Here is a 20,648-nt window from a genome sequence, read left to right as displayed (position 1 = left end):
GGCGCCGCCGGGGCCATCGACGACCGACCTCGGGCTGGATCACCACCACCCACCGGGTCGCCCGCATCGGCATCCACTGCGGTACGCGGATGGTTCACAGCCACCGGAAGGCCCGGTCCAGCCTCTGGCTTCGCGGCTTCGGATCCGGCGGCCGGGTGGGTGCGAGTACGACCGCCCCGTCCGGCATCGTCAAAGGCCGGCTGCGGCGTCGTACCGGCGGCGCTGGTCGGCCATCTCCGATTCGGCCAGCGCCTCCTTGAGCGCCAACTCCGCGTACCTGTCCGGGAACATCTGCCGCAGCCGGTCGACGAACATGACGTCGGCGGTCGCCTCGACCACCTGGATGCCCGGAGGCTCGGTGGACATATCCATGATCACAGGGCCGGCCAGCTTGACCGCCACGTCCCAGGGGCGCTTCTGCTCGGCGACCCCGCAGAGGTGGAAGCCGTAGACCTTCTGCACGTCGGCGAGCGCGGTGGCCCCGGCCGGCTCGTAGCCGTAGACGCGTACCCCGCAGATCACTGCCGGCTTCTTCTCCTCGGTGGCCGCCTGCTGGACACTGTGCCCGGCGTGGTTGTGCTGCCCCGGGTCCGCCTGTTCGAGCGTGGTACGCATCCGGTTCATAATCTGCCGTTGCAGATCCGCCGGCTCCGCCTCCGGGCCGGCCCGGTTGAGCAGTACGACCGCGCCGGCCGACACCGCCAGCAGGATCACCGCCACCCACACGAAACGGTTTCGGTACCAACCCGCGAAACCCTCTCGGGAAATCATGATTGCCTCTCACCTCGTCGCCGGTTCTGATGCGCTGGCAGACCGAATCGGACGCCCCCGACGTGTCAGCCGTCGAGCGTGTCAGCCGTCGGGGACACGTGCCGGGGGGATACGTACGGCGGGCGAGGATGCCTGCCCGCCGTCAGAGAGATGGCCCGGCGATGCGGCATGCGAGCGTCTGCCAAGCGACGCGCTGCCGGCACTGCGATGCTCCCGTTTTGGCCGTTCCCAGCACGGTTGCCCCCGCGCTGCGGCGATGTGAGCCATTCCAACACGCCTGGATCCGCTTTGGCAACATCGACGATCCTGAGCGTGGATTCATCCCGATCGCAGGCCAGGACGGCGGGCTTGATATTGGCAGGGGTCGATGTAGTGTGGAAACGCTCCCAGATCGCGTCCACCACCCCACCTGCTCGAGGAGCTGAACCATGTCGCTACGGCGTTATCGCCCGGCCACCATGCTTGCCGGGCTGCTCGTCCTGGCCCTGTCCGCGTCCCTGTTGCCACCGGCGCCGGTTGCCGGCACCGCCGCGGCCGGCACATCCCACAACCGCGCGGTGCCACTCGCGGAGCTGACCGTGGTATCCGAACAGGTGGCCTCCGGTCTGCAGCGTCCGATCGCGCTCACCGGGCTGCCGGACGGCCGGATGCTGATCGCGGAGAAGAACGGCACCGTCCGCGCCTACCACCCCGACACCGGCCTGGCGGCCGAGCCGGTGCTCGACCTGACCGCCCGGATCGACACGTCGGACAACGAGCGCGGCCTCCTCGGCATCACGCCTGCGCCGAACTTCGCGCGGACCGGGATCCTCTACGTGGCCTACACGAGCCTACCGGCCGGCGCGCTGACCCTGGCGCGAGTGCCGATCGGCGCTCCTGAGCGGCTGCAGGTGCTGCTCACCCAGGAGCACGCCGAGTACGGCAACCACAACGGCGGCCAGGTGGCGTTCGGCCGCGACGGCTACCTCTACTGGTCCCTCGGCGACGGCGGCCACGCGAACGACCCGTTCAAGTCCGGTCAGAACCTCGGCACCCTGCTCGGCAAGATCGTGCGGATCGACGTCAACCGCACCTGCGGGGGGAAGCCCTACTGCGTGCCCTTCGACAACCCGTTCGTCCGCGTGTCGGGCGCGCGGCCGGAGATCTGGGTCTACGGGCTGCGCAACCCGTGGCGGTTCTCGATCGACCCGGTCGACGGCTCACTGTGGATCGGAGATGTCGGCCAGGGCCTGGTCGAGGAGATCAACCACATTCGCCCGTCACAGCGTGGGGCGAACCTCGGCTGGTCCTGCCGAGAGGGCACTCCCGTCTTCGACCCGGAGCAATGCCGGCCGGGCGTGCGGTACACCGACCCGGTCTTCGAGTACGAACATTATCTGACGGAGAACTGCTCGGTGACCGGCGGCGTGGTGTACCGAGGGTCCGCCACCCCGGAGGCGTGGGGGACCTACATCGCGAGCGACTACTGCTCGACCCTCGCGTTCGCCGTGCGTCCCAAGCCCACGGGCGGCTACGAGTCCGCCACGATCGGCAACTTCCCCACCCAGCCGACCGCGATCGACGCCGACGTGCACGGCGAGTTGTACGTGCTCAGCGACCTCCCGGGATGGCTGAGCCGGGTGCGGTTCGAGCGGGTCCAGCCAGCCGCTGGCGGCGGGGCAACCAACCGCTGAGCCTCGGGGCAATCCCTCCGCATCCGCAACACCTCCGGGGACGGCCGCGTCTGGGCGGCCGTCCCCGGCTCACTGTGCGTTGGTGGCACGTGCGGCCTGAGTCGCGATCTCCTACCGACCGGTGACGCCGTCGGTAAGCTCCCGCAGGATGTCGGCGTGACCGGCATGCCGGACGGTCTCGCTCGTCATGTGGGCCAGCACCCAGCGAAGCGTACGAGGCGAGTCACCGACCGGCTGCGCGGTGAGAACATCCGGGCCGGCGGCTGCGCTGATGTGGGCGTCGCTCTCGGCGATCGCAGCCCGGTAGTCAGCGATGATCTGATCTGGGGACCGGCCCGGCTCGACCACCATGTCGAAGTCCACGTCGGCGTAGCGCGGGTCGCCCGCGAACGTGTAGCCGAACCAGTACCGCTCGCTGTCGGTCAAGTGCTGGACCACGCCCAGCAGTGTGGTGTCGGAGACGACCAGGCGGCGCCGCAGCTGCTCCTCGCTCAAGCCCGCGACCTTCTCTTGGACGGTGCGGGCGGTGGGCGCGGCAGCGGCAAGGTCAGCCGGGCAGCAGGCGGCGCAGCACACCTTTCGCGGTGGCACCGGTGCGGTACGACTGCACCAGGTACGAGCCGCAGACGATGTTCGCTCCGGCCAGGGCGGGCACCGCGTACTGCGCCAGACGCTGCCGGCGCTGCCAAGTGGCGACGGTGCCCGGCGTCTGGGCCGTGGGTATGGTCGCGTCCCTGACTTCGATCTGCTCGCCGCGCTGCTGTGCCTCCTCCGCCAGCTGACCGATGCGCTTGCCGCAGTACGCGGCGTACGCGGTGGCCGCCGCGCCGAGCACGGTGATGCCGGCCTTTGCCGCACCCACCGTCCCAAAGCCCTTCTGCAGTGCCATCCGACGTCGGCCCACCCGGCTCAGCTGGAGGCCGGCGAGCATCGTGGCGCCGATGCCCAGCCACTGCACCGGGCTGAACCGTGCCCACGCCGATTCAGCGACCCGGATCCGATCGATTCCCTGCCGCAGGTCGCTGCCGGACTTGTTGACGCCGGCGACGCCCATCACGGTGCCACCGAACCAGAGAGCAGAGCCCACGTCGTGCACCGCTTGGGCGACGGCGTGGTTGTCGGTCGCGGTCATTTGCATGTGAGTGACCTCCCTGGGCTGAGAGCGGCTGAACACCCGCTTCCTCCCGATTAGAGCAGTTCTGCTCCGTCGGCTCAGTGCCGTCCGGCCAATTCCACCCGTCGCACCCGGAACGGCGAAGCCGGACGCCGGACGGAGGAGCAACGCTGCTCCCGGGAGCCGTCGTAGCGTCGGGTCAGGCTGCGCCTGCCGTCCGGTGGGCGGAGCCGTCAGCCCCGCCCACCGCCTTCGCGGGCGCTCAGTGGGTTGTTGCGGCCTCCGATGCCGGTTCGCTGGCCGAGGGCGGCATTGCCGATGGGTCTGATCTGGTGGCGTCGCCGTGCCCCGGCCACCAGGCGGCGTGGCCGAGTAGCGCGGTGACGCCGGGGACGAGGAAGAGGGACATGATGAACGCCGACAGCACGATTCCCACCGAGACCGCGAAGCCCATTTCGGTCAGGAACGACACCCCGGCGAAGAGCATCGAGGTGAACGTGCCGGCGAGGATCAGGCCGGCGGCGGCCACCGACGGTCCGGCGTGCTGGATCGCCAGGGCGGCGGCGGTGCGGGGCTCGTTGCCTGCTCGTGCCTCCTCGCGGAGTCGGGCGATCATGAGGATGTTGTAGTCGGTGCCGATCGCGACCACGAAGAGGTACAGGATGATCGGCAGAGAGAATGACAATCCCGACCGGCCTCCGATGCCCTGGAAGGCCAGGACTGTCGCGCCGAGCGTCGCCATGAAGCCGAGGCCGACGGCGATCATGAGGTACATCGGGGCGACGAGGCTGCGCAGGAGCAGCCCCAGGATCACGGCGATCAGCACTGCCGCCACCGGGAAGATCACCCATAGGTCGCGGTTGTTCGCGTCGCGGATGTCGGCGAATACCGAGCTGACGCCGCCGACCAGCGCCGTCGTTCCGGCCGGGGCCCGGTCGTGGGCCACGTGCCGGAGGTCGTCACCGGCCAGGTCGAGTGCCGCATTCGAGTACGGGCTGGTGTTCAGCAGCAGGTTGATCTGGGCGATGGTGCCGTCGGCGTTGATGGTGGCGGGGCTGCCGTCGGGTCCGGGCATCAGACTGCCGACTCCGGGGACCTGGGTCAGTGATTGCGCGTAGCCGGTGAGTGTCGCCGGGTCGAGGCGTTGGCCGTTGTCCGCGCGTACGTAGACGGTGGTGGGGTTGAGGGCGCCAGCGGGGAAGCCGGTTTTCAGGTCGTTCAGGGCGCGTGCCGACTCCGTGTTGGCGGGGAGTTGCGCTACCTGGTCGTAGTCGACCTTGAGGCCGAACAGGCCCAACGCCAGTGCGACCATGACTCCGCCCGAGGCGAGGGCGACCGCCGCCGGTCGACGTCCGGTGAGCCGGCCGAGGCGTTGGAAGACGCTGCCCCGGGGGTTGCGCTGCCAGGACTTCGACGGCCAGAACACCTTGGGGCCGAGGAGTGAAACGATGGCCGGCACCAGTGTGACCGCGGCGATGGCCATGACGACCACCCCGATGGCAAGGCCCGGGCCGAGACTCCGGAAGCCGCCGAACACGGCGAGCAGGAGCGCGCCGAACGCGATCACGATCGCCGCGGCAGCCGAGGCGATGACCTCACCGACCCGGCTGACCGACTCGGCCAGCGCGTTCTTCGAGGCGTCACCTGCACGCAGTCGTTCGCGGTAACGGAACAGCAGAAAGACGATGTAGTCCGTGCCGACCCCGTAGAGCACCACGGTGAGGATCGTCAGCAGTGACTGGTCGACCTGCATGCCGAAGGCTTTGACGAACAACGTGATGACCGCACTCGAAACCGCCGACACCACGCCGACGACCACGACCGGCAGGAACGCCGCGACCGGACTGCGATAGATGATGAGGAGCAGGCCGACGACCAGGGCCAGCGTCACGATGCTGACGACCAGCAGGGCCGTGTCGAACGCGTCCTGGTTGTCCACGAGGAGCGCGACATCGCCGGTCACGGCGTAGGACAAGCCAGAGCCATCCAGTACGGACTGCGCCTTCTCGCGGATCGACACGACGGCGTCACCGAGCACCGGATCGGCGGGCGGGCCGGTGAGCGAGACGTTGACGAGTTGCACCAGCTTGTTCGGCGAAACCGCTTGCGGCCCGGTGACAGCGGTGCCGACCCGGTCGATGCCGGCACTCTGAAGAGTCTGGGCGAGTTGGCCGACCCGGTCGGTGTCCGCAGCGCCGAGGGGCTGACCGTCCGCGCGCTTGACGACGATGGTGGCGCTCGCCCCGTCGCCCTGACCGAACGCGCTCTGGGCCACCTCCTGCGCCTGCACCGACTCATAGCTCGACGGCAGGAAGCTGGCCTGGTCGGTGCTGACCTGATCGGCCAGGGACGGCGCGAGAAACGAGCCGACGAGCAGCACGAGCCACACCGCGATGACTTTCCATGGATTGTGGACGATGGTTCGTCCGAATCTGGCGAACATGCACGACTCCCTCAACGAACGTCAACTGCCGCGACGTCTACCTGTCGCAATTCTTCGAAATTTCACGCGTGACGACGCGCGGGGCTCGTCGCAGGCATCACGCCTTGTCGGTACGCTCCGGGACGCTCACGCGGCGCCTACGGGATGTCGCCCGGCAACGCCGAACGCCGCAGGAGCCCTTCGAGCGGCAACTCAATGGTGCCATCATGGCACCATTATGGCTCAACATGCAATCAACCTGGCTCAGAATGGCTCGTCACAGCATGATCTGAATGCCTGGCGGCTCCTTGAGGTGCCGCAGCCGGGCAATCATGACCAGGTTCTCCCGCCCGGTGAGGATCTCGTCGACCGCCGCGAACTCCCGTGAGACTGATGGGCTCCCGGACGTTGGGGCCTGGGTCGCCACATCGAAGCCGACGACTCGGGCCGTCCCGGGCGTCGGCCCCGAGAAGCGTGGCCAGGATCTTCACCACTGTGGTGTTGCCGGCCCCGTTCGAGCCGAGCAGGGCGAAGATGCCGCCCCGCGCCACGTCGATGTCAACGCACGAGCTGGTGTCAGCCGCCGACGTGGATACCCGGCCGGCGAGCCGGATCGGATTCGACCTTGCGGATGATCTCCCGGACGACGGGTGGGGTGTCGCCCCGTCCGAGCAGAAGGTAGCGCAGTAGGTGCGCCACCGGGTTGCCTTCGGACCATTCGAAGTGAGCGTGGGGTCGTACGCCGGTGGCGTCGCGCAGGGCGAGCAGGATCGCGGCGATGGCGTTCGGGGCGGCGGGGGCGGTGGTGCGCAGGACCCGGTGACCGCCGACGTCGACGCCGGTGACGTGCAGGACGCCGCTGAACTCCGACGGGTCGACCACGTCGATTTCGAGGAAGAGCACGTCGGCGGCGCCGGGGACGGGATTGAGACCTCGTTGGGCGCGTTCCTTGAGGCGGTACTCCTTCGCGTCGCCGCTCTGACGGCGGTTGGCGATCAGGTGCAGCCGTCCGTCGTGGGCGATCGAGTCGGCGATGAAGCGGCGGGCGGCGCCGTCGAACTCGATGCTCTCGGCGCGCAACTCGGTGGTGCGCGAGATCCGGGAGATGAGGGAGACGGTGATGATGCCGGCGATGAACAGCCCGGAGATGGCGATGCCGTCGGGTTTCTCGATGACGTTCTCGACCAGCGCGTACAGCAGCACGGCCGTCAGCGCCGCGAACCCGGCGGTGGCGGCGCGTTGCCGGCGGCGCAGCGCGGAGATGGTGACCGCGACGGCCCCGGACACCATCATCGCCAGGATCCCGGTGGCGTACGCGCCGGCCTGGGCGTCCACATCCGCGGCGAACGCGACGGTGATCGCGATGCTGATCAGGGTGTAGACGATGACCACGGGCCGCACGGCGCGTCCCCACTCGGGGGCCATGCCGTAGGCGGGCAGGTAGCGGGGCACGATGTTGATCAGCCCGGCCATCGCCGAGGCGCCGGCGAACCACAGGATCAGCACACTGCTGATGTCGTAGACCGTGCCGAAGGCTTCGCCGAGGCGTTCGTGGGCCAGGTAGGCCAGCGCGCGCCCGTTGGCCGCCCCGCCGGGCTGGAACTCGTCGGCGGGGATCAGCACGGTGGTGACGAGCGTGGTGGCGACCAGGTAGCCGGACATGACCAGCGCGGCGGTGGTGAGGAGCTTGCGGGTGTTGCGGATCCGCGCGGCCAGTCGCTGCTCGGCGTCGGAACCGTCACCGCGCACGAGGGGCATCATGCTGACCCCGGTCTCGAAGCCGGACAGCCCGAGCACGAGCAGCGGGAAGGCCAGCACGGCGGGGCCGATGACGTCGCCGACGCCGCTGCTGCTGCCGGCGGTGAGCGCATCGGTCCACCCGGACAGCAGCGCCGGATCCTGCGCGATCGCCACGAGGCCAGCCACGACGACCGCCGCGTTCAGCCCGAGGAACACCGCGACCAGGGGGATGGCCACACCGACGGCCTCGTTGAAGCCGAGCAGGAACACCCCGCCCAGGACCAGCAGCAGCACCACCGTCACCACCACGGCCGCGGTCGTGCCGTGCGGAAAGCTGTCGGGCAGGACCGGGTTCTCCAGCAGGTGCACCGTGGCGTCCGCCGACGACAGAGTGATCGTGATGATCCACGACGTGGCCACGAACCCCAGCAGGACCAGGACGAACAGCTTGCCCTTCCAGAAGGGCAGGAGGCGTTCCAGCATCGCCACCGACCCCTGCCCGTTCGGGCTCTCCCCGGCCACCCGCCGGTACATCGGCAGCACCCCGAAGAGCGTCAGCGCCACGATCAGCAGCGTCGCCAGCGGTGAGAGCGCCCCCGCGGCGAGGGCCGCGATGCCGGGCAGGTACGACAGGGTGGAGAAGTAGTCCACCCCGGTCAGGCACATCACCTTCCACCAGGCGTGCGCTTCGGCGTGCGACTCGCCGCTCTCCGGACCCGCCGGCTGCACCCGGTGCTTGAGCAGCCACCGCGTCACCGTCTTCGACGGCGGGCGCAGCGAGCTGGGCACCTTTACGCGAGCGGGCACGGTCGCCTGGCCGACTGGACCCGGGTCGGTGTCACGGTCGGCGGCAGAGACTTGTGAGGCGATCAGCCCGAGGCGTGCCCGCGCGTTTGTGTCCCGCCCACTGCCCATGTCGGCTCCGTCCCCCTGCGTCGGCCACCTCGTCACGCGAACCCTCAATGATCACGAGTGCGGCAAGCAGCGGACACCGTACCCACCCCACGCATCGTCCATCCGGGCTGAGCACCGTGATCCACACCGCTTCGGCGCGGCCCGGGCGGCGTCGGCGGTGGAGGCGGGTTCGATTCTTCGTCGGTGCCGCGCCGTCCGGAGCGGTAGCGGAAGCCATGCCGGGTTCGGTGATGAGAGGGCGGGGCGGTCTTCGCGCGTGCGTCGCAGCCGAGCCGGAGCTCAGACGGGGACTTCGGCGCTGAGGACGATGGTGCGTTCCTCCGGCAGGTGAAGGAACTCCGCGTGGCTGGCGGCGTTGTGGGCGAGGGCGATGAACAGGCGTTTACGCCAGGTGGCCATTCCCGGGGTACGGGTGCAGCGCAGCGTGATCCGCGAGACGAAGTAGGAGACCTCCTCGCCGTCGACTCGTTCTGCGACGGGATGGGTGGCGGCGGGGCGCAGGACCTCGGGAAAGTCGGTGGGGTCCTGGAAGCCGAAGACGGCGGTGATATGGATGATGCCGTCGTTGGGATCGCCGAGATCGTTGATGGTGAGCCGCTGATCCCACGGCGCGCTGCAGTCGACGCGGACCGTGGGGTAACAGCGAACCGAGATGCAGCACGCCTTCCGGGTCCTGCGCGATCTGCGCGCTCGGCGTCACCACCACGCTCGGCGACCAGCCTGCCGGCTCGAGGACCCCTCGGATCGACGGGCCAGGATCGTGAGGCGGCCGTCGAAACGAGTGTCTGGGTGTTGGTCAGTAGCGGGCGCTGCTGGATTGCAGTCGCGGGGAGATCGTTGACGCTTGCCCGTCGACGGTGGCTCCGGCGAACTGCAACATCCGCGCCAACATTTTGTTGTTGTTGGCGGGAAAGTTCAGCGCGGGAGCGGACACCTCATCCAGTGTGGCACGGTGGGCCTCGGTGAGAGTGACGTTCAGGGCATTCAGGTTGGCGTCGAGCTGGTCCATCCGGCGGGCGCCGATGAGGGTGGAGGTGATTCCGGGGCGGCCTTGCACCCACGCCAGGGCCACCGCGGCGGGACTGGCGCCCACCTCGCGGGCGACGGTGTTGAGCGCGTCGATCACGACGTAGTCGGCTTCGCTAGGGACGCCGACCATCTGCGCGCGTGTGGTGTCCACTGGGCCAGTGGTGGCGCTGGAATACTTACCGGACAGGAATCCGCTCTTCAGCGGCCCCCATGGCATTGCGCCCATGCCCAGGGCCTGGGCCATAGGGATCAACTCTCCCTCCGAGGTGCGTTCGAGTAGGGAGTACTCCAACTGCAGGGCGATGATCGGCGCCCACCCGCGGAAGCGCGCGATGGTGGCGGCCTCGGCCGTCGCCCAAGCCGGGATGTCGGAGAATCCGAGGTAGCGGACCTTGCCGTCGCCGATCAGGTCATCCAGCGTCCGGAGGGTCTCCTCGACCGGGGTGGACGGGTCGAAGTTGTGCAACCAGTAGATGTCGACGTAGTCGGTTTGCAGGCGCCGCAGTGAGTTCTCCAGCTGCTGCACGATCGCCTTACGGCCGGGTCCACCGCCGTTGGGGTCGTTTTGGTAGAGGTTGCCGAAGAACTTGGTACCGATCACCACCCGGTCGCGCAATGCGCGCTGGCCGGCGAAGTAGTCGCCGATGATCTTCTCGGAGTGACCGTTCGTGTAGATGTTGGCCGTGTCGATCGAGTTGCCGCCCCGGTCCAGGTAGGCGGCGAGGATGTTCCTGGATTCCTCCGGGCTGCTTCCCCAACCGAAATCCTCGCCGAAGGTCATCGCACCCAGCGTGAAGGGGCTGACGCGCAGGCCCGAACGGCCGAGCGTGACGTAGGAATCGAGCGACATCAGAAACTCCGAGTTTGATAGAGGTACGAGACGGCGGGACGAGCCGCCCGCTGTGCTCTACCAGCCAAGCCCGCGGAGCCTTGATCAACTAGCACGATACGCGCGATTCGTTGCACGATCCGCTCAGTCTCTTCGGGATCGTACCTAGCCCCGAAGGCCGATTCGCGCGTTCTGCCTGTATGGCCCCACTGCTGGTTGCGAGGTCCTGCCGGTACCTGCCCCGGCTGGCACGCGAGGGTGAACGGGGCTTTGGCACGGGGTAGGCCGGGATCCGGCGGGCGACGAAACGGTGGAGGTCGGCGCGACGCTCTGGGTGTCGTCGAACCCCGCCGTGCCTGGGAGTCGTTCTCGGCATCCAAACTGGAACCCTGGCCTGGGGTGTGCTCACCTCCGCCGGTGTCACCGCGTTGCTGACGGCTTCGCACCTGGCCTACGAGGTGCTGCGATGGGCCGGCGCGTGCCATCTGATCTGGATGGGGCTGAGCATGCTGTTAGCCCACCCGCCACCGTCGACCAGACCAATCGGACCCACTGATCGACGAACCCGCGACGGCCGGCATCGACTTCTACCCCGGGCGGCGGCGCGGCGCACTGACGAATTTACTGAACCCGAAGATGGGCGTGTTCTACGTCGCGCTCCTACCTCAGTTCATCCCCTTCGGCGCTTCCCCGTTCACCTTCTGGGTACTGCCTGGTCGGCCGTGCTGGTCGTCCTGGCACGTCGGCTGCGCACGGTGCTGCAACGTCCCACGGCTCGCCGGCTGATGGACCGCGTCACCGGGACTGTGATTACCGGATTCGGGATCCGGCTCGCTACCAGCAGCCACTGACCTCGAAGAACCCTGCGGCTGCGGCGACGACTACGCTGCGAACGTGATCAAGGGACTGCTGCTGGACTTCTACGGCACGGTGGTCGAAGACGACGACGCGATCATGCAGGCGATAGCTGACCAGGTAGCCGCGGGCGCCTCAACATCCGTCGCTGGAGGCGAGGTCATGGCTGCGTGGGAGCGGGAGTACGAGGCGGTCGCCGCCGGCCCGACAGTTCCGGACGCTACGACACTGCGCGATGCGCAGCCTGGCCACGGTGATGGCTGAGGTGGGCTACGCCGGTGACCCCGCCGAACTGTGCACCGCGCAGTTCACGTACTGGCAGTCGCCGCCGTTGCGTCCAGGTACCCGGCAGTTCCTCTCCCGGGTCACGGTGCCCATCTGCGTGGTGTCCGACGTCGACCGCGCCGACCTGGACGCGGCAATGGCGCACCATGGCCTGACCTTCGCCGCCGTTGTGACCAGCGAGGACGTCCGCGCCTACAAACCGGACCCGGCCATGTTCACCCGAGCGCTCGCCGCCCTGGACCTGGGTGCGGACGAGGTGCTGCACGTGGGCGACTCGACCAACGCCGACGTGCACGGGGCGCACGCGGCCGGCATCCAGGCGGCGTGGATCAACCACCGCGGGCACACCCTGCCGAACGACACACCCGTCGCATACGAGATTACGGACCTGACCGGCCTTATCGAAATCATCCAAGGGAGGGCTGCCGCAAGTCACTGACCTGCCGAAACCCTCTCGCTGTCGGGACGGCCGATTCGAACCGACGACCCCCTTGACCCCCAGGACGATTCGCCAGAGCCCGACGGGCACTCGCCGAGGCCGTCGCCGTGGTGGCCTACTGCCGCAGCGTCGCTGGCCGTCGCCGTCGCCGTCGCCGTCGCCGTCGCCGTCGCCGTCGCCAAACGATGGTCACGATCCCCGCCTACGCCATCCTAGGAGGCTGGTATCCAGGGGTGCCCGGCCAATGGACGCGAACCGCCCTCGCGTTGCTCCGGACGCGACTACGGTCAGACCAGTGGTCGATCACCTCAGCGCGGTGGAGGCACTCAAGGCGGACCCGACCCTGTCCGGGTTGCGCCGCTCCCTGGAGGCGTACTACGGCGACCCGGCCCGCGAGGCGGCGATGGACGCGTTCTACGCGCCCCTGGTTCGCCCAGGAGACCTGGTCTTCGACGTCGGCGCGCACGTGGGCGACCGGCTCGGCAGCTTCCGGCGGCTGGGCGCCCGCGTGGTGGCCGTCGAGCCGCAACCGCTCTGCACCCGGGCGCTGCGCGCCCTCTACGCGGACGACGAGCGGGTGACCGTGGTGGAGGCGGCGTGCGGGGCGTGTACCGGGCCGGTGCGGCTGCACGTCAACTCGGCGAACCCGACGATCTCCACGGCGTCGCCGGGCTTCCTGCGGGCCGCCGGTGGGGCCGGCGGCTGGGAGGACGAGATCTGGGACGTCGAGATCGAGGTGGCCGGAACCACACTCGACACCCTGGTCGCGGCGCACGGCGTGCCGGGCTTCGTGAAAATCGACGTGGAGGGGTTCGAGGACGCCGTGCTGGCCGGATTGAGCCGCCCCCTGCCGGCGCTGTCCTTCGAGTTCACCACCATCGAACGGGACCTGGCCGCGCACTGCCTGGACCGGCTCACCCGGCTGGGCTTCACCACGTTCACCGTGGCGCTCGGCGACGAGATGGCGTTCGCCCTTGATGGCTGGCGGCCGGCGGGCGAGGTGGCGGCGTACCTGCGGGAGTTACCCCACGAGGCCAACTCGGGCGACGTCTACGCCCGCGCCCGGCCCGCCTGACCCTGCACTTGCCGGAAACTCGTCCGCACAGGTCACGCGGCATGTTCGTACTCGTGAAGGGTTTCGCCCAGGCGGCCACGCCTACGTGTGTCGAGGCGGGCAAAGGTGGCGCTGGTTCCTCATGGCATGGCGGGCACCGAAAAACGCGGCGCTCGGAGTGGGCGCCTCACCGGGTGATCGATTCGAGGCGTACCCGATCCCTAGATCGCCGTCGGCGGCGGCGTCCTCGCGGCACGGGCCGGGAGGGGGCGTCGTGGCCCCCTCCCGGGAAACCCGCGGTGCTACTTTCCGGACTCGTAGAGCGCCGTCACTTCGGCGGCGCTCAGCGCGCGGTCGTAGACGTGCACCTGGTCGATCGTGCCGTCGAAGTAGTCGACGGGGTTGCCGCCGAACTTGCCGCGGCCGATGACCAGGGGCCTGGTGGAACCGTCACCGAGGCAGGCGCTCGCCTGCCCGGCGAGTTGCCCGTCGACGTAGAGGCGCAGCTGGCCCGTTGCCGCGTCCCGCACGCCGACGAGGTGGTACCACTGCCCGGCGACCGGGGTGGTCGGCGCGAGGGCCCGCACCCCGGCGAAGCTCATCGCGAACCGTCGGTCAGCGCCCGAGTACTGCAGGTAGAAGGCGCTGTTCGAGGCGCCGTCCTGGCTGACCACCGTCTGGAAGGCGCCACCCGCGCTGTCGAGCCGCACCCACGCCGAGGCCGAGTAGCTGGCGGTGGTGTCGAGGATGGTTTTGCCGGTGTCGACGTACTGGTTGCTGCCGTTGAACAGCAGGCCCGAACCCGTCCTGCCGGCCGTCCAGGTGGGCGCGGCGACCAGCCGGCCGTCATTGTTGCCCGCCTCGTCGTTGGCCGTGTCGCCGGCATTCTCGTCCAGCGGCCAGTAGCCGACTCCGGTGAGGCCGGGCGTGCCGGGCGGCGGCGGCGGAACGTTCGCACTGGTACCGTCGGCCGAGCGGATGACCGCCTCGTTCACCGCGCGCACCTGGTCGAAGTCCATCTTCTCGACACGGCGGTCGTAGGTGAAGAAGCCGTTGACCTCGTGCTCGACGTCGGTGATCTGGGTGTAGACGCCGGCCGAGACCCCGCAGGTGTTCGCTATGCGCAGCAGGTCGCGCTGGTTCTCCACGTACCGTCGGGTCAGCGTTTCGGAGTCCGGCGCCATCCAGTACGCGCCGCCCTCGCCGAACCACATGTGACCGTCGACCTCGAGGCCCATTCCGCCGTGCTCTCCGTCGACGGCCACCCGGTCGGCGGTGGGCAGTGGCGACGCCGGACCGAGGTACTGGTGGTGGTCGATGATGTCCCCGCGTCCGGAGTCCCCGAGGGAGTCGCAGCAGTTCACACCGCTGTGCGCGTTGACGAGCCGGGTCGGGTCCTGCTGCTTCACCGAGTCGGCGATGCGGCCGGTGGCGCCCCGGTCCCACTCACCCCAGCCCTCGTTGAACGGCACCCACACCACGATCGACGGATGGGCGGCGTGTTCCCGGATCATCTCGCCCAGCTCGGATTCCCACTGCCGCTGCCACTCGACCGTCGGGCGGCCGGGCTTCGTCGCGGGCATGTCCTGCCACACCATCAGCCCCAGCCGGTCCGCCCAGTAGTACCAGCGGCCGGGCTCGACCTTGATGTGCTTGCGGACGGTGTTGAAGCCGAGCACCTTGTGCTGCTCCAGGTCGAAGCGCAACGCCTCGTCCGTCGGTGCGGTGTTCAGCCCGTCGGGCCAGAAGCCCTGGTCGAGGGTGGACATGTGGAACAGGATCTTGCCGTTCAACGTCATGCGAAGCTTGCCGTCGGCGCCCTTCGCCTTGCCGATCTCGCGCATCCCGAAGTAGGAGCCGACCTCGTCGACCCGCTTGCGGCCGTCGAACAGGCGTACCCGGAGGTTGTAGAGGAAGGGCGAGTCGGGTGACCACAGCTTGGGCTTGGCGATGGGCATCGTCAGGTCGGTCCCGGCCGGACCGGAGACGCGCGCGACGGCCTTGCGTCCGTCGTACGCCACGGCCTCCACGGTGAGGCCCTCGGCCCCGGATGTGGGGTTCGCGCGCAACCGCAGGGACTTGTCGCCCAGGTCGGGCGTCAGGTTCAGCGAGTCGATGGCGCCCGTGGCCGAGACGGGCTCCATCCAGACCGTCTGCCAGATGCCGGAACTGCCCTGGTAGAAGATGCCCCGGTCGCCGACCCGGCGCTGTTTGCCGATCGGCTGGAACGTCGCGTCGGTCAGGTCCTCGGCCCAGACGATCAGCTCCTGCTGCCCGCCGGGCCGCAGTGCGTCGGTGACATCGGCGTCGAAGCCGTCGTAGCCGCCCCGGTGCGTCGCCACCTGGTGGCCGTTGACCCACACCTTCGAGTCGTAGTCGACCGCGCCGAAGTGCAGCACCAGGCGCTGGCCCCGGCCGACCTGCCACCGCTCGGGCACGGTGAAGGTCCGGCGGTACCACATCCGGTCCTCGTGCCGTTGGATGCCGGAGAGGGCCGACTCGATGGGGTAGGGCACCAACACCCGCTCGGCCAGCTGCTCGCCGACCGGCGGAGCCTCGCCGGCGGCCGCACCGGCGAACTCCCACACGCCGTTGAGGTTCTGCCAGCGGGGCCGGGTCAGCTGCGGCCGCGGATATTCGGGCAGCGCGTTGGTGGGTGAGACGTCATCCGTCCACGGCGTGGAGAGCGGCGGTGTTCCCTTCGTCCAACCGGTGTGGGCGTCGGGTTGAGGCGCGGCGGTCGCGGCGGTCGGCGCTGTGGTCGCGACCAGGACGGCCGCGGTGGCGAAGGCGAGGAATGGCCAGCGTCGGCTGGAGGCGCGTCGGGTCATGCGGTCGGCCCTTCGGGAGTGCGGACGGGGGCGGCGGCTGCCAGTGGTGCGCTCCGAGGGTGGGCGGTCGGGTCACTGGTCGATGTTCCCGGGGCGGGACGTGCCCGCTGCCTGATCCCCCCACGCGCAGGTCACGGCTGAACACATTCCAACGTTGTTCCGGCAGCGATGTCAATAGATATCGACAAGACTGAGCCGATTCGGCCACCACCGAACACGCTCGAACAGCGGGCATCCCTGGCGCTGACGGGCCGGGCGGAAACTCGGCCGCCGGGCTCATTGGACGGTCCTGTCGATGGTCGGCGAATTCCACGTCCACGCCATCGACGGTGCTGGCTCCGCCGTGGGAAAGGATTTATTGCGGTCGGGTGTGGCCGAAGGGGATGCGACCGGGGGTGGATGTCGTCCACGGCAGGCCCGGGGCCAGGGTGCACCGGAACGAAGCCGGTCACGGGACGAGCCGTACCGAGGTGCCAGCTTCAACCGGACGGGTGCCAACCCGGTGCCAACTCGCCCCGGGCGGTGCCCTCACCGTGGACGGGACAACCGCCGTCACGCTGCTCCGATGCCGCCGGAGGTAAGGAGCCAACGGCATAGAGGCATTTACATCTATCTGCATACCGATTACGGTGATCCCAACTCGAGTACCCAGTGGGTTGCAACCCTCACAGAACGTAGCTGCCCCTGCCTACGCGCGGGCACGCACCACGTGACACGGGAGATTGCCTTGGGTTCCGACGTTCGACAGCCCTCATCCGGTCAGTCACCAGCCTCCCCTCACTCTGTCGCCGTTCAGCGGTCGCTGGGGAGCAAGCACCTCCGCCGACGCCCGCGCCTGCTCTTCGTGGTGGCGGCCCTGGCAACGGGGGCCCTCGTCCTCGGTGCCACGCCCCTCTGGGGCTCGGACCGCGCGGGCCTCCTCGGCGGCGCGGCCCTCTCCTCGACCCCCACCTACACCGTCGGCCTGCAGCCGCCGCAGGATCCGGGGCCGTTCCCCGGCAGCGTGACCCCCACGTCCCCCACCATCACCATCGCCGGCCAACGAGACGGCGAGAGCACGTTCAAGGTCGTCAAGTACGACCAGGTGCAGCCGAAGAACCCCGGCCAGATGGACTTCGACCACTACCACACCGGCATCGAGATCCAATGGTGGCTGCGGAAGTGGGCACACGAACGACCCGACATCGTCGACCTGCACATCGTCGGGGAGAGCTTCAGCGGCCAGCCGATCTACCAGGTGACCATCACGGACAAGTCCACCGGCGCGGACACCGACAAGCCGGCGGCCTACTTCGAGGGAAACCGGCACTCCGGCGAGGTCTCGTCGGCCGAGAGCTCGCTGTGGCTGGCGCACCACCTCATCACGCAGGCCGGCCGCGACCAGAAGGTCGACAAGCTGCTCAAGGAGAAAACCGTGTACATCCGTCCGGTCAACAACCCGGACGGGCACGACATGTACCTGTACACCGCCCAGACCAACCGGTCGACGGTGCGGCCGTACGACAACGACGGGGACGGCAAGCGCGACGAGGATCCGGGTGAGGACCTCAACGGTGACGGGTACCTGAGCCAGATGCGCCAGTACGTCGGCGCAGGCAAGGGGACGCACGTCGTCGACGAGCGGGACCCGGCCAGGAACGCCATGCTCAACGTCGGCGCGGGCAAGGGCGACTACCTGATGTTCTCCGAGGGTACGGACAACGACGGCGACGGTCGCTACGACGAGGACGGTATCGGCGGCCTGGACCTGCACCGCAACTACCCGTACAACTGGCACGTCATGCCGGAGGACGACGCCACCGACCGGAACCTGACGCAGGGCGGCGCCGGCGAGTACCCGTTGTCCGAGCCGGAGACCCGGCACGTCTACACCTGGCTGATGTCGCACACCAACATCGGCGCCGTCAACAGCATGGACACCCGGGTGCCCATGCATCTGCGGGGGCCCTCGACCTGCGATCCCGTCGAGTGCATGTACTCGACCGATCGCAAGCTCTACGAGCACTTCGACAAGGCGGGGGTCTCGTTCACCGGCTATCGGCATGCCGGGAGCGTCTACATCGACTACGCCACCCGCAACGGTGGCGAGCCGACGCCGCTGTTCGGGCACGGCCCCGACTTCGGCTACTTCCAGTACGGCGCCATCTGGTACGGCGACGAGATCTGGAACGGTGGTGACTTCACCGACTACGACAAGGACGGCAGGTACGCCGACTGGGAGCGGTCACGGTGGTGCGCCGAGAACGGGCGGACGAACTGCTTCCTGCCGTGGACGAAGGTGGAGCACCCGAAGCTGGGGGCGGTCGAGATCGGCGGCATCAACCCGAAGTTCTGGTCGCAGAACCCTTCGGCCGATCTGATCGGCGGGTGGGCCACCAACCAGGCCCGGTTCAACCTGTATCTGACCGAGTCCCTGCCGCAGGTCGACCTCAGCGACGTGAAGGTCAAGAAGCTCAAGGGCGCTCAGGGTGACGGAGCGACGCACGAGATCACGGCTTCGGTCCGGAACACCGGCCGCATCCCGACAGCTCTCGAGCAGGCGAAGGAGATCAAGATTGTCGCTCCGGACACCGTGAAGGTGGAGGGCGCGCGCGCCGTCGGAACCGCACCCCAGTTCTATCTGGACGGGGGTGACCGGCAGAAAATCCGCCTGCGGGTCGTCAAGGCCGCCACCGACACCATCACGGTGCAGGCTGTCAGCGTCCGGGGAGGGCTGGACTCCGCGTCGGCGCGGCTGAACTGATCGCTCGGGAGGTCCCCGTCCCGCGGTGTGGGTGCGGGGACCTCGCCATGTCGTCCCACACCGGCGGCCGGTGTCCGGCGAGGAATACGGTGACGCTCTGAGAAGGTGGCGACGGAAGGATCCGGTCGGTCTTCTGCGAGTCGACGAGGAGCACAGCCGCGCGGTGGACGACCTCGGTGCACCGGGCTGCTCGGCAGGGACTGATCGTGGACACAGGGCGTGCCGCGGCGTGGTCGCGCGAAGGATTGCTCGCCAGCAAACCGCACAACCAGGCCGGCCCAGATTCAGGACCCAGGCACCTGCGGGGAACAAGGAGATTCGAACCCACGAGAAGCTCGAGTCGATCGCGTTCGGCTACCGCTGGCAGGATCCGCTGTCGAGGTGGAAGTACCTCATGTTGGCCCAGCGGCAGAGCCGGATGCCGACGACTATGCCGGCGATCGTGACCAAGGCGGGGAGGTACCCGCTGGCGACCTGGACGATGGGGATCGCCGGGCAGCCACCCGAGATCGCCCAGCCCGAGCCAAACAAGATTGCGCCGGGGATCACGCCGGCGTGGATGCGACCTGGGGTGCGGCGGACGCGCAATACGGCGAATACCACGACGATGATCGCTACGGCGCCGGCGAAGGCCAGGAGCATACGAAGATCCTGGAAGGTGAACATACGGTTCAGTTCGGCGTAGTCACCGAACCCGATGTTCGCGACGGTGAAGCCGAGCGCCAGCCCAGCGATGACGTTAGCGACGACTATCCCGCCCCGGGTACGCATCAGATCACCTTCCACAGCAGGAACGACACGAGGACGCCGGTGCCGAAGAAGATGGCAGTCGCGACGATGCTGACCGGCTGTAGCCGCCCACAGCCATTGAGTCCGTGACCGCTGCTGCACCCTCCGGCGAGACGGGTGCCGAAGCCGACGAGTACACCGCCGATGAAGAGCGCGCCGATCATTGCAATCGGTTTGTCGGTCACGATCTGGCCGAAGGCGTCGCCCATGTCGAGGCGGAGCTGGAATCGGCCGGCGGTAACCGCCGCTACCCACCCGCCGACGAAAATCGACAGGAGCAGGGCGACCTGGCTGACCAAGGGCGCCGGGAGCAGACTCGCCAGTGAGAAGCTCGGCGCGGCAGGTGGTCGCCCGTCCTGTCGCGGTGCCCGCGCGTCGCCGTGCGGGGTGGGATGCGCAGCAGGCGCAGCCGAACCGGCTCCGAACTGGTCGGCAGTAGCTGCGGCGAGAGCCGCGGTGAGGACACGTTCGTCAGCGACCCGGGCGTTCACGCGTTCGACACGGCGTTCGGCGCGCCAGTGCAGCACGCGGTCCCACGCACCGGACACGCCGAAGGATCGATCGGTCGTGACGGCGTAGTTGATGGTGGTGAGGGCGAGCCCGGCAGCCCCCGCCCACCAGGGCCAGTATTGAGTCATGGGGGACCTACAATCCACTCTGCGAGTCGGGTCCACCACCGGGCCCCTGCTGGGGTCGATGGGGTTCTGGAGGGGTCCGGACCCTGTGCCGGTGGCCGGATGTTGAAGCCTTGAGCGGGTGCCGGTAGCGGGTTGAGCTCCCGGGCCGGCACCGGCTCGAACCGCTGCGACGACCCCGAGCGAGCCGTGACGGGGATGTCGGGCGTGCGGTGTCTGACCCCACACCGGCGGGTAGGCGCCCCAGATACAGCGCGTCGGCTCCGTTTGGCAGGAGCGTGATCGGTACGAGCTGGCCTGGACAAGCCAGCTCGTACCGAGCGCACGTCAGCCAGCCCTGTTCACTGTCGCAGTAGTGGTTGCGCCAGTCGCGCAAGCTTGCGTTGAGCAGGGGAAAGAGGGGGCAGTCCTGAGCGTGTGAGCAGCCCATGTCACTCCGATCTGGCCAGCGTCACCCGGCGAAAGGGTGGATGGCATGAGTTGGAGGGGCAGGTCTCGGTCAGCAAGCATACATACCATATGGA

General features: G+C 68.7%; 15 protein-coding genes and 2 pseudogenes. 6 read left to right on the top strand and 11 right to left on the bottom strand.

The genetic code is table 11. From position 1 onward, the window contains the following. Window positions 1-189 precede the first annotated feature (189 nt). Window positions 190-771, bottom strand: coding sequence for a hypothetical protein (locus tag JNW91_RS09105; protein ID WP_203174451.1), 582 nt, complete (start codon window positions 769-771; stop codon window positions 190-192). A 428-nt stretch (window positions 772-1,199) separates the two neighbouring features. On the opposite strand from JNW91_RS09105, the gene JNW91_RS09100 reads away from it, so the two are divergent. Further along, window positions 1,200-2,444 carry a PQQ-dependent sugar dehydrogenase gene (locus JNW91_RS09100; protein ID WP_203174450.1) on the top strand — a complete coding sequence of 415 codons (1,245 nt, stop codon included), beginning with the start codon at window positions 1,200-1,202 and terminating at the stop codon, window positions 2,442-2,444. A gap of 111 nt (window positions 2,445-2,555) precedes the next feature. Here JNW91_RS09100 and JNW91_RS09095 read toward each other — a convergent pair. The 7 genes and pseudogenes from JNW91_RS09095 to JNW91_RS09075 all read right to left on the bottom strand — a co-directional run. Then, a pseudogene (locus JNW91_RS09095) lies at window positions 2,556-2,960 on the bottom strand (DinB family protein); the annotation flags it as partial. A 31-nt stretch (window positions 2,961-2,991) separates the two neighbouring features. Further along, a complete protein-coding gene (locus tag JNW91_RS09090; protein WP_203174448.1) occupies window positions 2,992-3,582 on the bottom strand; it encodes a hypothetical protein in 591 nt (196 codons plus the stop codon). Between the two features lie 238 nt (window positions 3,583-3,820). Further along, window positions 3,821-6,001 (bottom strand): MMPL family transporter, encoded by a 2,181-nt coding sequence (locus JNW91_RS09085; protein ID WP_203174447.1) that lies wholly within the window; start codon window positions 5,999-6,001, stop codon window positions 3,821-3,823. Window positions 6,002-6,281: 280 nt separating this feature from the next. After that, a pseudogene (locus JNW91_RS32070) lies at window positions 6,282-6,594 on the bottom strand (ATP-binding cassette domain-containing protein); the annotation flags it as partial. Continuing rightward, a complete protein-coding gene (locus JNW91_RS09080; protein ID WP_309244292.1) occupies window positions 6,557-8,527 on the bottom strand; it encodes an APC family permease in 1,971 nt (656 codons plus the stop codon). The pseudogene JNW91_RS32070 and the gene JNW91_RS09080, both read right to left, overlap by 38 nt. A 387-nt stretch (window positions 8,528-8,914) precedes the next feature. Then, on the bottom strand, window positions 8,915-9,289 hold the full coding sequence (locus JNW91_RS33905; RefSeq protein WP_407664286.1) for a KUP/HAK/KT family potassium transporter: 375 nt from the start codon (window positions 9,287-9,289) through the stop codon (window positions 8,915-8,917). 142 nt (window positions 9,290-9,431) lie between these two features. Further along, window positions 9,432-10,514 (bottom strand): aldo/keto reductase, encoded by a 1,083-nt coding sequence (locus JNW91_RS09075; protein WP_203174446.1) that lies wholly within the window; start codon window positions 10,512-10,514, stop codon window positions 9,432-9,434. Between the two features lie 269 nt (window positions 10,515-10,783). Here JNW91_RS09075 and JNW91_RS33900 point away from each other — a divergent pair, with 269 nt between their 5' ends. The 4 genes from JNW91_RS33900 to JNW91_RS09055 all read left to right on the top strand — a co-directional run bounded on the left by JNW91_RS33900 (window position 10,784) and on the right by JNW91_RS09055 (window position 13,147). Next, window positions 10,784-11,344 (top strand): LysE family translocator, encoded by a 561-nt coding sequence (locus tag JNW91_RS33900; protein WP_203174472.1) that lies wholly within the window; start codon window positions 10,784-10,786, stop codon window positions 11,342-11,344. A 43-nt stretch (window positions 11,345-11,387) separates the two neighbouring features. Further along, on the top strand, window positions 11,388-11,612 hold the full coding sequence (locus JNW91_RS09065; RefSeq protein ID WP_203174445.1) for a hypothetical protein: 225 nt from the start codon (window positions 11,388-11,390) through the stop codon (window positions 11,610-11,612). Next, the gene (locus tag JNW91_RS09060) at window positions 11,584-12,072 is read left to right on the top strand and encodes an HAD family hydrolase (protein WP_203174444.1); all 489 of its coding nucleotides are present in this window, start codon (window positions 11,584-11,586) and stop codon (window positions 12,070-12,072) included. Before JNW91_RS09065 ends, JNW91_RS09060 begins: the two co-directional genes overlap by 29 nt. Before the next feature lie 295 nt (window positions 12,073-12,367). After that, entirely contained in the window at window positions 12,368-13,147 is a 780-nt protein-coding gene (locus JNW91_RS09055) for an FkbM family methyltransferase (RefSeq protein WP_203174443.1), read from the top strand. A 281-nt stretch (window positions 13,148-13,428) separates the two neighbouring features. Here JNW91_RS09055 and JNW91_RS09050 read toward each other — a convergent pair whose 3' ends face one another. Then, window positions 13,429-15,957: a LamG-like jellyroll fold domain-containing protein gene (locus JNW91_RS09050; RefSeq protein ID WP_203174442.1), complete on the bottom strand. Its 2,529-nt coding sequence runs from the start codon at window positions 15,955-15,957 to the stop codon at window positions 13,429-13,431. A gap of 847 nt (window positions 15,958-16,804) precedes the next feature. Between JNW91_RS09050 and JNW91_RS09045 the strand changes: the two genes are divergently transcribed. Next, window positions 16,805-18,700, top strand: coding sequence for a M14 family metallopeptidase (locus tag JNW91_RS09045; protein ID WP_203174441.1), 1,896 nt, complete (start codon window positions 16,805-16,807; stop codon window positions 18,698-18,700). A 354-nt stretch (window positions 18,701-19,054) separates the two neighbouring features. Here JNW91_RS09045 and JNW91_RS09040 read toward each other — a convergent pair whose 3' ends face one another. Together JNW91_RS09040 and JNW91_RS09035 are read right to left on the bottom strand one after the other, a co-directional pair. After that, a complete protein-coding gene (locus JNW91_RS09040; RefSeq protein WP_203174440.1) occupies window positions 19,055-19,471 on the bottom strand; it encodes a YeeE/YedE thiosulfate transporter family protein in 417 nt (138 codons plus the stop codon). Further along, the gene (locus tag JNW91_RS09035) at window positions 19,471-20,127 is read right to left on the bottom strand and encodes a YeeE/YedE family protein (RefSeq protein ID WP_238424646.1); all 657 of its coding nucleotides are present in this window, start codon (window positions 20,125-20,127) and stop codon (window positions 19,471-19,473) included. Before JNW91_RS09035 ends, JNW91_RS09040 begins: the two co-directional genes overlap by 1 nt. Window positions 20,128-20,648: the final 521 nt, after the last annotated feature.

Origin of the sequence: Micromonospora parastrephiae (genome assembly GCF_016802865.1) — a bacterium.
Taxonomy (GTDB): Bacteria; Actinomycetota; Actinomycetes; order Mycobacteriales; family Micromonosporaceae; genus Micromonospora; species Micromonospora parastrephiae.
The sequence above is the reverse complement of the archived record's forward strand: the minus strand, read 5'-3'. Positions and strand labels throughout refer to the sequence as shown.